14 protein-coding genes are annotated in these 11745 nt (G+C 59.1%); 11 read left to right on the top strand and 3 right to left on the bottom strand.

Translation table 11 applies throughout. The features are described 5' to 3' along the window. Positions 1-1248: protein kinase domain-containing protein (locus SMC1_RS09510; RefSeq protein ID WP_119086536.1), on the bottom strand; the 1248-nt coding region annotated here is incomplete at its 3' end. A 90-nt stretch (positions 1249-1338) separates the two neighbouring features. Then, entirely contained in the window at positions 1339-2091 is a 753-nt protein-coding gene (locus tag SMC1_RS09505) for a PP2C family protein-serine/threonine phosphatase (RefSeq protein WP_119086535.1), read from the bottom strand. A 335-nt stretch (positions 2092-2426) separates the two neighbouring features. Between SMC1_RS09505 and SMC1_RS09500 the strand changes: the two genes are divergently transcribed. Beyond that, on the top strand, positions 2427-3476 hold the full coding sequence (locus tag SMC1_RS09500) for a Fic family protein (RefSeq protein WP_119086534.1): 1050 nt from the start codon (positions 2427-2429) through the stop codon (positions 3474-3476). A gap of 223 nt (positions 3477-3699) precedes the next feature. Then, the gene (locus tag SMC1_RS09495) at positions 3700-4839 is read left to right on the top strand and encodes an isochorismatase family protein (protein WP_119086533.1); all 1140 of its coding nucleotides are present in this window, start codon (positions 3700-3702) and stop codon (positions 4837-4839) included. Here SMC1_RS09495 and SMC1_RS09490 read toward each other — a convergent pair. Next, the gene (locus SMC1_RS09490; RefSeq protein ID WP_119086532.1) at positions 4826-5230 is read right to left on the bottom strand and encodes a cupredoxin domain-containing protein; all 405 of its coding nucleotides are present in this window, start codon (positions 5228-5230) and stop codon (positions 4826-4828) included. The two genes, SMC1_RS09495 and SMC1_RS09490, sit on opposite strands and share 14 nt — an antisense overlap. Positions 5231-5448: 218 nt before the next feature. Between SMC1_RS09490 and arsM the strand changes: the two genes are divergently transcribed. The 9 genes from arsM to SMC1_RS09440 all read left to right on the top strand — a co-directional run. After that, positions 5449-6297 carry an arsenite methyltransferase gene (arsM, locus tag SMC1_RS09485; protein ID WP_207799404.1) on the top strand — a complete coding sequence of 283 codons (849 nt, stop codon included), beginning with the start codon at positions 5449-5451 and terminating at the stop codon, positions 6295-6297. A gap of 168 nt (positions 6298-6465) precedes the next feature. Next, positions 6466-7218: an SIMPL domain-containing protein gene (locus SMC1_RS09480; protein WP_165849424.1), complete on the top strand. Its 753-nt coding sequence runs from the start codon at positions 6466-6468 to the stop codon at positions 7216-7218. 185 nt (positions 7219-7403) lie between these two features. Further along, positions 7404-7694: a hypothetical protein gene (locus SMC1_RS09475; RefSeq protein WP_119086530.1), complete on the top strand. Its 291-nt coding sequence runs from the start codon at positions 7404-7406 to the stop codon at positions 7692-7694. A gap of 113 nt (positions 7695-7807) precedes the next feature. Then, a complete protein-coding gene (locus SMC1_RS09470) occupies positions 7808-8269 on the top strand; it encodes an EVE domain-containing protein (protein WP_165849423.1) in 462 nt (153 codons plus the stop codon). Positions 8270-8298: 29 nt separating this feature from the next. Continuing rightward, complete coding sequence (locus SMC1_RS09465; RefSeq protein WP_119086528.1) at positions 8299-8886, top strand: hypothetical protein; 588 nt, start codon at positions 8299-8301, stop codon at positions 8884-8886. A gap of 116 nt (positions 8887-9002) precedes the next feature. Continuing rightward, positions 9003-9431 (top strand): hypothetical protein, encoded by a 429-nt coding sequence (locus tag SMC1_RS09460; RefSeq protein WP_119086527.1) that lies wholly within the window; start codon positions 9003-9005, stop codon positions 9429-9431. A 95-nt stretch (positions 9432-9526) separates the two neighbouring features. After that, entirely contained in the window at positions 9527-9883 is a 357-nt protein-coding gene (locus tag SMC1_RS09455) for a hypothetical protein (protein ID WP_207799403.1), read from the top strand. Between the two features lie 411 nt (positions 9884-10294). After that, entirely contained in the window at positions 10295-10486 is a 192-nt protein-coding gene (locus SMC1_RS09445; RefSeq protein ID WP_119086524.1) for a hypothetical protein, read from the top strand. 66 nt (positions 10487-10552) lie between these two features. Continuing rightward, the coding region (locus tag SMC1_RS09440) for an HAD-IC family P-type ATPase (protein ID WP_207799402.1) at positions 10553-11745 on the top strand (1193 nt) is incomplete at its 3' end.

Here is an 11745-nt window from a genome sequence, read left to right as displayed (position 1 = left end):
GTCAAGCTCCAGGGCTTTGTCATAACAGTGGATGGCATCTTCGAAACGCCCCAGGCTGTCGAGGCTGGCGCCTTTGTTGCTCCAGGAAGCTACATAGCGCGGGTCAAGCTCCAGGGCTTTGTCATAGCAGAGGATGGCCTCTTCGTAACGGCCCAGGCTATCGAGACTGCTGCCTTTGTTGTTCCATTCCCAGGCCTCAAGTTCCTTCGACTGCGGCGGAATGATCACTTCCCCGGTCTGATGCTGCAGCAGCGGCTCCAAGTTGTTCCGTACCTCTTTGAAAGTCTGGTATCTCTTCTCGGGTGACTTCTCCAGGCACCGCTGGATGATGGGGAACAGGGGCGAATCCAGCCGGGGCACGGGTGACTCGCGGTGAAGCTGCCGCATCGCCTGCCAGTCCGCGCCCATGGGGACAGGGAACGGTAACCGCCCACCCGCCGCCATCTGGTAGAGCACGATCCCAAAGCTGTAGATGTCGCTGCGCTCATCGCACCCGGCGGCATTGTCAAACTGCTCCGGAGCCATGTGGGTAGGGGCACCAAACCCTGTTCCGAGCATCGTCTGTCCAGATAGGCCGAATCTCCCCGGCTGAGCACTCAGACCGGCGGCGCGCATTGCCGGGGATCCACCGAGCACGCCTCCAAGGCCAAAGTCGGTGATCTTGGCGGTCTTGTCCTGGGTAATCATGATATTGGCAGGTTTGAGGTCACGATGAGCGCGCAGGCCTTTGGAGTAAGCGTACTCCATGCCGTGGCAGATCTGGATCGCCCAGCGTAGGCTCTGCGCCAGGTCGGGGGGCTGCCGCTGCAGGTAGCCTTCTAGCGAGTTCAGCCGCTCCTCATTTGGGGCGATGTATTCCATTGCGATGTAAAGCCTGCCCGACACTTCATCCACGAAAACGGCGCGTACCAAGTAGGGGTGGCGTCCCAATTCAACCCACACGCTCGCTTCCTTGTGGAAGCGCTTTCTGACGTCCTGGTCTGCAAGAAACTCATCCTTGAAGGTCTTCAGGGCATAGACCTCACCCGATTTGTGCGAATAGACCAGGTACACGACCCCAAACCCGCCCTTTCCGAGGATTCCATAGACCTGATAATCTTGGCCGATGAAATCCCTTTTCTTGTAGGGTGCTCCGGGTTGGAGGTCTTGCTTCGGGGTTGGCTTTGGCGCGACGCCTGGATTCGGTTCTGGTTCCGGCTGTGAGACCTGCTTGAACAACTTGCCAAACCAATTGCCAGAATCGCTCATGTTTGGTCTCTCCTTCTTCTATACTTTGCCATAGTACGGGTCACCAGGGGAATATTTGATAATCATATTTGTCTGACATTTCTGACGGACTCAGAGGAACAGGCGCGCCGCGCAGACGGTGACGTTGTCGTGGCCCTTGGGGCCCTTCGCCAGTTCGACGAGCCGGTCGACCGCGGCCTCCAGCAGACCGTACTGGAGGATTTCTGCGATCTCGGCGTCGGTTACCGCCGTCACCAAGCCGTCGCTGCACAGCAGCACGGTGTCCCCGGGGGCAAACCGGATGTCAAAAAGATCCACCTGTACGGTGGAGTACGACCCAACAACCCGCGTGATGATGTTCCTGTTGGAAGCCACCTCGGCTTGTTCTGGAGTTATCAGCCCCTGCTGCACCATCTCCTGGACCTCGGAATGGTCCACCGTGACCTGGCGAGCTGCCCCAGCCGGCGACGGGATAATGTAGCCACGGCTGTCACCGACGTTGGCGAACACGGCCCGGTCCGGGAAGACGGCGGCGGCCACCAGCGTCGTGCACATGTACTTGTACGACGGCTCGTCGTCTGCTGCCACGACCGCAGCGTTGGCCTTGGCGAAGGCATCCTTCAGCCGTTGCGCTATCGGGATGTCCGCCGGCGCTTCATAGTACGTCGTCAGAAGGGTTTCCACGGCGATCCTGCTGGCTTCGTCACCGCGTGGAGCTCCACCCACCCCGTCCGCCACAGCGAGCAGGATGCCATACCGCTCGAGCACCTCCGCATCGGTCGGGATGTGCAAGCCGACGGCGTCCTCGTTCCTCCCCTTTCCCGACCTACCGATGTCTGTACGTGATGCTGTCTCGAATCTCATTCATTCCTCCTGTGCGCAATGCTCACAATCTGCCGTTGCCTGCCAATCTGCCTGACCACGCTATCGCAATGCGCACTCAGGGTGATGTCTCCCATGCATTCACAAGATGATCCTGCTCTGACACTGCCCCCAGATACCTTTCCACCGATGCCCTGAACGTCATGTCTCCTCCCTGAGTCCAGCTGGCCTTTCTATGTAAAGCATTGTAGCGCAAAACGCAACGAGCTGGACGCCCGCCTGCGCGGGAGTGACGGATCAGCCGCCTGCGGGGGCATGACGAATCAGCGGGCTGGCACCAGTCCGCCACTTGACTATACTGGACAAAGGAGGCCGCTATGTTTGAGCCAAAATTCTCGATCAACAATGCAATTGTTGCAGGTCTGACGCGCATCGAGCGCGCCGTTGGCTTTATGTCAGCTGCACGGCTGTCGGACGACTGGATCCGCGACATGCAGGCAAACGCCTTGACTCTGGAAGCATACCATACGACACATATTGAGGGCACGCAGCTGACGCTTGAGCAGGCCACGCAGCTGCTGACTGGGCAGACGATACCAGAAGCCAATCCGAACGATGTGTGCGAACTGCTCAACTACCGCACCGCATTTGACCTGGTTGCTGGATATATCGGCAGCGTCGAGCCTATGAGCGAGGTGTTGATCCGCGAGATCCACAAACGGTTGGTCATCGACGTACGTGGAGGCTCGGCGGCACCTGGCCAGTATCGACTTGGTCAGAATCTGATCGTCGATTCGGTGACCAAGGAAACCGTCTACACTCCTCCGCCTGCTGATGAAGTCCAACCATTGATGACCGATCTCGTAGAATGGCTCAACGCAGACACAGGCATCAACACGGTCCTAGTGAGTGGCATAGCGCAATTCCAGCTCGTGCACATCCACCCCTTCATCGATGGCAATGGCCGCACGGCTCGGTTGCTGGCCACGTTGGTGATGTATCGTGACAACTACGACTTCAAACGCCTGTTCACCATCAGCGAATTCTATGACCGGGATACCTCGGCATACTATGCAGCCCTGCAACGCGTGCGTGAACACGACATGGATATGACCGGCTGGCTCGAATATTACGTGGGGGGTCTGGCCACACAGATGCAGGAAGTACAGAGCAAGGGCGAACAAGTCATCAAGACCGGCGTCCTGCAGATCAAAGCAGGAGCTGTGGGGTTCTCGGGGACCGCTCTGAGCGTGTTTTCGGCCATCCTCAGGGATGGCATCAACACGCCATCGGCCCTCACAGTCAAGCTTCATATCAGTCGCAGTACCCTACAACGGCATCTGAGAAGCCTCATTGGAGCTGGTCTTATACGAGCCGTGCAGTCGGGCACTCACGACCCTACTGCTCACTACGAAGCCAACATCTAGGTGCTGCGTCACGTTACTGCGACACGTTACTGCGACACGTTACTGCGACACGTTACTGCGACACGTTATTGCGTCAAGACATCCAAGGGGAACGATGAGCAGCCCAAGAGGCAAGACCCGGGCAGCCCCGCCCGCCCCGCGTTGACGAGGTACATGCAATCTGGTGTATCCTGAAGTAGACAGCCGTGATAGACGCATGGGGGCGCCACGCTAGGAGGTAGTCATGCCAAAACCGACCAACAAACAGCAACTGCTGGATGAGGCTCAGAAGAAGTACGAGGTACTGGGGCGGCAGTTCGCATCGTTCACGCCGGAGGAGATGGTCCGGCCGGGAGTCATCGGCACCTGGTCCATCAAGGATATCCTGGCACACCTGTTGGAATGGCAGAGGATGTTAATGGACTGGTATGAGGCGGAACTGCGCGGCGAGACGCCAGCCGTCCCAGCCGAGGGGTACAACTGGAGTCAGCTGCCTGCGCTGAACCAGGCCATCTACGAGCGGTGCCGGGACGCGGCGCTGGACGACGTCAAGAGCCAACTGGACGCATCGCACAGGCACATGCTGGATGTGGTCGCATCACTGTCCGAGGAGGAGCTGTTCACGCCCGGGCGCTACGCCTGGATCGGTATCAACACACTGGCTTCTTACGTCGACTCGTGTGCCGGTGACCACTACCGATGGGCCCTGACAGGCATCCGCAGGGGGACGAAGGTCTGGTCCGGCGAGACGCCGGCAGCGAAACCAGCAAATCGTACGGCCGCGCGCACCAGCAAACGCGTGAGAGCGAAGGCGCCGAAGAGCGCAGGCGGGACCGCCCTGCTGATCATCGACGTCCAGAGGGAGCTGTTCGAGAAGACCACTCCCATCTACGAGGCTGAGAAGATGCTCGCGAACATCCGGCTCCTCGTGGACAAGGCTCGTGTGGCGAAGGTCCCGGTGTTCTATGTCCAGCATTCCAATGACAAGGAGCTGGTGGAGGAGACAGACGGCTGGAAATTGCATCCCGCCCTGACACCGCTCCCCACCGACCACTTCATCCACAAGCACCATGACAACGCGTTCGAGGACACGACGCTCAAGGCGGAGCTGGATGTCCTGCACGTGCACCGCGTCGTCGTCGCAGGCCTCGTGACCAACGGCTGCGTCCAGGCCACCTGCAACGGTGCGCACGAGCTGGGGTACGACGTCGTACTCGTGAAGGATGCCCACAGCAACTACGACGCGAAAGCTCGCGACGTCATCGACGAGTGGAACGAGAAGTTGAGCCACGGCATCGTGCAGCTGCAGGCTATAGCCGACGTGGACTTTCAGTCAGCGCAGGCGTTGCGCCAGCCTGCAATCTCGCGTACTACTGGACGATGAAACTCCCTGTCATCGTTGTCGGGTGCACATCGCATCGGAAGAAGTAGGTTCCCGGTGTTGTCGGCGCATCGAACGTGTAGGTGACAGTCGACACGCCCGTCGTCCTCGCTCCTTGGTAGATGATGGTTGTCGCCGCCGCTGACGTGTAGAATGCCATATTGTGTGGGATGCCGCTGTCATTGTTCTGGAAGGTGATCGTGACATGCGCGCCCGCAGATACTGTAATAGAGGTAGTGTCAAATGCCATTCCTGCTGCTGTGACGGTGATATTGTTGCCGCCCGTTGAGGGGACTGGTGCAGGGCTTGGTGTCGTATGCGAGGCACAGCCGGCGATTAACACAACGAGTGCGACCAATGGGATGAGAGCAAACATGCTTCGTTTATGCAGCATGAGTAACCTCCTTTGAATCACAAACCTTCATGCAACGCAAGAATCAATCGTATCCTCAAGAAATCTCTATGTAGTATACTCGGTACACCGACTGCCTCCATGAAGAATGAAAGGGCCTGCTGCCTGACTCTGTTCAAGGCAGACGATTTCGGCGACATGGTCAAGGGTTTCCTGGGACCAGTGATGCGAGCGGTATGGGCGGACAACAAGGAGGAGAAATGAACGACTCGGTGACAGACAAGAAGATGAAGGAGATCGTCAAAGACAAGTACGGGAAAATCGCCGCAGGAGGCGTTTCGGGATGCGGGTGTGGTTCCGGATGCCAAGTTATGCCGGAGGAAGCTATCGGCAACATCAGTAAAGGTGTGGGGTACTCGGATGCGGACCTCCAGGCGGTTCCGGAGGGTGCAAACCTGGGTCTCGGCTGTGGCAACCCCCTCGCTTTCTCGGCCTTGAAGGAAGGGGATGTCGTTCTCGACCTGGGATCCGGCGCCGGGTTCGACAGCTTCCTTGCCGCCCGGAAAGTCGGGAAGACCGGCAAGGTCATCGGCGTGGACATGACGCCGGAGATGATTGCCAAGGCCAGGGCCAACGCGAAGGCGGGCAACTACGACAACGTCGAGTTCCTGCTCGGAAACATCGAGGCGCTGCCCCTGCCCGATAACTCGGTCGACGTCGCCATTTCGAACTGCGTGATCAACCTTGTGCCGGACAAGGAGAAGGTGTTCCAGGAACTGAACAGGGTCCTGCGACCCGGCGGCCGGTTCATGGTCTCTGACCTGGTTCTCCTGAAGGAATTGCCGGAGCAGGTACGGACGTCGGTGGGGGCCTATGTCGGGTGCGTCGCGGGGGCTATCCTCAAGGACCAGTACCTAGCAATCATACGCAGCGCCGGATTCGAGGACGTGCGTGTCGTCGATGAGTCCTGCGCAGCGGTGGGTCTAGATACTCTGGAGTTGCGTCAACTGGCCGAGCAGTATGTCGGCACAGACGCATCGCACATCGACGACCTGATCCATTCGGTCGCAAGCATCAAGGTCAACGGCGTCAAGAGGGTGACGGGCTGACCAGAGGCCGCCTGCGGATGCACGCCGCCGTTCCAGATACTCCTGGGTCTCGGGCGTCACGAATCCCGGGAACTCGAGAGCCGGTGGTACGTCCTAGGTATAACGACGGATGTAGTTCGTCGAACATGAGAGCAGGGAAACCTGCCGATGCACTACAGGAGGTATACCATGAAGAAGAGATTTGCATTTGTTGCACTGCAGTCCATTGCCATCATAGCCGTTGCTGCCATCATTGCCTTCTCGCCGGCCCTCGGCGCCAGACAGCCCGTCAAGGCTGACACGACGACGACCGTTCCAACAGTCAGCGTCACCGGCACCGGCAAGATCATGGTCAAGCCAACCATCGCGCGCATCAGCTTCGGTGTCTTCACCAGTAAGAGCACTTCCAGCGCCGCGCAGACCGAGAACGACACCATCATGAGCAAGATCACCGCTGCCTTGAAGGCCGCGGGCATCAAAGAAGAGGACATCCAGACCACTGGGTACACCCTTCAGCCCAGGTACGTGTGGAACAAGGTCACCGGGAAGTCCGTCCTCGACGGCTACGACATGAACCACACCATGACGGTCACCGTCCACAACATCAACGACGCCGGCAAGACCGTCAGCCTCATTGCTGACAATGGCGCCAACACGGTCAGCGGCATCTCCTTCGAAGTCGACGATGCAACACTCGAACAGACCAAACTCGCCGCCCTCAACCTCGCCATGGCCAGCGCTCGCAAGAGAGCGGACGTCGTCGCCAAGGCAGCCGGCAAGACCATCCTGTCCGTCCAGACGGTCAACGTGAACGAGAATACTTATACTCCGTACATGTTCAAAGCCGCCGACACGACGGTCGCCTCGGGAAGCGCACCAGCCCCTGTCGAAGCCGGGACCCTGGACGTCGAGATGAGTGTCAGCGTCATCTACCTGTTCTAGAATTTGGAGTATACCCTCCTGAAGAAAACCCCCGCCTCGTGCGGGGGTTTTGGCTATGAACCGGTCTGCCGGACACACAAACCCATGATAGGTCCGAACGGCAACTGCTGATTCCCGAGATGCACCTGGGCGACCCCGTCTACATCTGGCGATCGGATGGCGGTTCCCCTGGAACGGGAGGAATCGTGGCCCATGGGTTCCTGTCCGGCCCGGCTGTCGCGCGAGCCGACAGCAACTTCGTCACCTGGCTGCGCAAGAAGCCCGACATATCCATCCCTACCGTCCTCATCAGGCTAGACGACATCCGCCTTACACCCCGCGCCGGTTGCCTGCTCAGGATGGAGATCATGCAGGACGCTGTCCTGCGGAACCTGCAGGCCATCAGCATGCCCAGCGTAACCAACTACAAGCTGACCGCGGTCGAAGACGTGCGCCTGGCCCAGGTATGGGAGGCTCGGAGGTTACGCGACCTGTAGCGACGCCCCGGCGAGTCAGTCTGTCAATCATGTTGATAGAACCTCGACCCCTCTCTTGATGAATGTGGACGATAGCGTACAGTACTATCAGACACAGACACGGGAGGTACGATATGCCGACTTGGCTGTTTCAGGGGAGTCCCAAGGACTTTCCCGCCTTCAATGATTATCTTCGTAACTATGCTGAGATCTCATGGCATGTGCGGCAGAAGCGCGCCGCGGAAGAGATATACCCAGACGATGAGGTGTACATCTGGCGCCTGGAGGGCAATAGGCCGGGGACTGGTGGCATCGTCGCGCACGGGATTCTGATGACAGAGGCTCGCGTCATCCCGGACGAGGGCAAGAAATGGTGGGTAAGTCGTCAGCCGGGCCCGACAGTCCCTTCGGTCGACATCACCCTCGACGATGTTCGTCTGACCCCTGAGGAAGGATGCCTGACACGGGCGGACCTGTTGCAGGACGCGGTGCTGTGGAACATGCACGTCGTCCAGTCACCGCATCTCACCAACTACAAGGTGACCCCCGAAGAAGAGGAACGGATCGCCACGCTCTGGCGCGCTGCGAAGCGGTAGGGGCGTCCACGGCCTAAGATGACAGCACGATGAGGCCCCGACCGACAGAGGTCCGGCTGAAACCGCCCACAGGACAGCTGCCGGGCAAGCCTGCAGCATTCGACCCGACCCAGATTGCAGGGGCAGCCGCATATGCCATCCTGCTGTATCTCGGCATCCTCTACGGACTTAGTCTGTTGTCCGGGGCTGCCGGTGTGGCTCCTCGTCTGCAGAGTACTATCGCACTCATCGGCAGTCTATTGCTGACAGGCGTCCTCTTCGGGGTGATGGCTGTCCTGCGTGACCGTCTGGCACGTCGGCCGGCCGGAGCAAACCCCGAACAGATCATCAGGCTGGATGACGCTCTCCGCTGGCTGGTTCCTGCCGACCTCATGCTGTCCTATTCGGGTCCCATGACCATGCTTCGCCTCAACCTGCTGGACCTGTTGGCCACGGCAGACAACGCACAGCAGCGGGTACCTGCAGCCGCGTATGCAGCATGGCCCGCCCCGCTCGACCACTTGGCGGCAGCCGTGTTCACCGCCTACTATGGCATCCCGAACCCCAACGTCGACCCGTTCATCTCTCAGGATACCGTGGAGCTCGGGCGGTACCTGGCGGAGCGCCACCATGCCTGACCGGACGAAGTCCACAGGGTAACGGACCACATGACGACGAACCCACAACGTGCTAGAATAAGAGAGCAATATTGTTTCGGCGCCAACGAACCGACGTGGCAAAGGAGATGACAGCTGTGGAACTCAACAAGGAAAAAGGGCCAATCTACTCAAGATATGACCGTGACCGGTCGGACAACTATAGTGCGGTCATCGACTATGCCGCGCCACCGCGGACCAGCGAGGAGATCGCGTTCATCCTCGCGCACAAGATCACGCCAAACCAGGCCGATCCGAACGACATGCGTCCTGGCGCCACCAACAGGTATCAGGAAGGCACAACGCCGCTCCCGACGTTCCTGCAGGCATTGAACGCCACGATGACTCAGCGGACTGCTGGGCAATCTGTTGACGGTCAGAACAAGGCGGACCAGGCTTCATACTGGCCAGGCCAGCGCCGGAATACCAAGCGGACCAAAGCACAGAACAGGGCTGCGCTGGTCGGCGTCATCATCTGGTTCCTCTTCATCATCGTCTCAATGTTGATGAGCCTCTTCCGAAAGTAGCGGGCAGTCCCGGGAACGTCCCCATGCTGCTCTCCTGGCTGCTCTCCGATACCTGGTTGATGTCCGCGCCCGCGCGCGTGGCGGACGTCTTGCTGATGGCGACTACGCTGTGGCTGGCGTCGCAGTGGTGCCGCAGCAAACAGCGGACCTTTGGCAAGGCCCTCCTCGTATCGAGCGTGAATGGCGTTCTTGGCATAGGCCTGTATGCGCTGTTCGCATGGGTACGCGATACGGGTGCACTGCCATGGCGCGGTCCGCTGTGGCTTGTGGAGATGTTCCTCATCGCTCAGACTGCGCTGTTCGCCATCCTCATCCTCGTCGCCTACCGACGTGATAGGTGGCGTTCCCTCAATGTGGCTCTCGTCGCACTCGCGCTGACGGCCATCGTCGAAGCAGCTCTCATCGTGCTCCTGTCCGTCCTGGCACCCCACGCTGGAGGCCTGCCGCGCTGACAGCGGTCCCCTCTTTCGCGGGGACGACAAAACGCGCTCTGTCCGTCATTCCCACGCAGGCGGGAATCCAGTCTTGGCTGCTTGTCTGGGAGACGTTGATGACCAGGTCAAGCCAACCCAACGTGCATGTACCACCAGGGGTGCAATTACCAGCTGACCCCATAGCTGATGAGGCAATACGTCCGCTTGACAAGATGTCGCGCCCGCGTACACTGCGCAAGGAACAAGAACTTCAGAGCGAACGACAGAGGCAATCGTGGACCCAGACAGTAGATCGGAGCGACATAATACCCTGAACGCCCAGCGGCGTCTGAGTAGCTGATTCTGCTGACCCCTTTCATAAGGTGACGCGATCATCCCTCGCCGCCCGATAGCGGCAGGGAATTTGTTCGTCTCCGTCAGGAGGCGTCTATGCGTCACAGTGCGTACAAAGTCATAGTGCACGTCGTTCTCCCTGTTGGAGAGATTCTTGCGTTGTGGGCGTTACACCACTACTCCGCGTGCCGCACTTCCCAGAAGACCATGCTCCGCCGCTTCCACCGAGCGCGCGATCACGTTCCACTGCGTAGTTCCAGCAAGGCGTTCGACCTGCCGGCGGCCTGATTACCTGACCGGCGGCCGGACGAGTATGTCTCCTGTTCCACCATTCCTTTGCTGGAGGTCAGTGCCGTGAGCACTCCCATTACCCCAACCGAAGTTACAAAACGCAAGCGCGAGGACGTCCCGGCTGAAATGTCGAAACTTCTCGCGTCTTTTGCCTGCATGGATTCGGCCGCCGTCATGAGCCAGCTCGGCACGAGCCCCACAGGGCTCACCAACCGGGTGGTTGACGATCGCCTGGTCCAGCATGGCCCCAACGAGATCGCGCGCGAAAAACGCGTTTCACCGCTCAAACGACTGATCTCTATCCTGTCGAACCCGCTGTCCATCCTGCTGATCGTCCTGGCAATCATCACCGCCGTCACTGGTGGCGGTCCCGGCGTCTATCTGATCCTTCTCATGGTCGTCCTTGGGTCCGCTCTGCGCTTCTTCCAGGAACAGCGGTCGGACAATGCCGCCGCAGAACTTCAGAAGATGGTCACGACAACAGCGACGGTGGTCCGGAACGGCGACACGAAAGAAGTTGCTCTCAAGGACATCGTCCCCGGCGATATGGTCTCTCTGTCTGCAGGTGACATGGTGCCCGCGGACGTGCGCCTTGTCACCGCCAAGGACCTGTTCGTGAGCCAAGCAGCCCTCACTGGAGAATCCTTGCCTGCCGAGAAGAACGTCGACGTTGTGGATGCCTCTCAGACAGACACGCTGACCATGCCAAACCTGTGCTTCCTGGGAACAAACGTCGAAACGGGCTCTGCAACAGCGGTTGTCGTACAGACGGGCAAAGAGACCTACTTCGGATCCCTCGCCAGCAGCATCGTTGGTCATCGCGAGATGACCAGCTTTGATAAGGGTATCAACAACTTCACCTGGCTGATGATCAAGCTGATGCTCGTCATGGCGCCTGCCGTCTTCCTCATCAACGGCTTGATGCGACACAACTGGATGGACGCCTTTCTGTTTGGCCTGGCTGTTGCCGTGGGGCTGACCCCTGAAATGCTTCCCATGATCGTCACCGTCAATATGAGCAAGGGCGCCGTCGACATGTCGCGCAAGAAAGTCATCGTCAAGCGCCTGAATGCCATTCAGAACTTCGGGGCCATGGATGTCCTGTGTACCGACAAGACGGGCACCATTACACAGGGTCGCGTCGAGCTCGAGAAACACGTGAATCTCCTGGGAAACGAGGATGGTCATATCCTGGACATGGGATTTCTCAACAGCTACTATCAGACCGGCCTGAAGAACCTCATGGACGTTGCCAT

The sequence above is a fragment of the Candidatus Cryosericum septentrionale genome, assembly GCF_003570995.1.
Lineage (GTDB): Bacteria > Caldisericota > Caldisericia > Cryosericales > Cryosericaceae > Cryosericum > Cryosericum septentrionale.
This window is presented reverse-complemented; position numbering and strand designations above follow the sequence as displayed.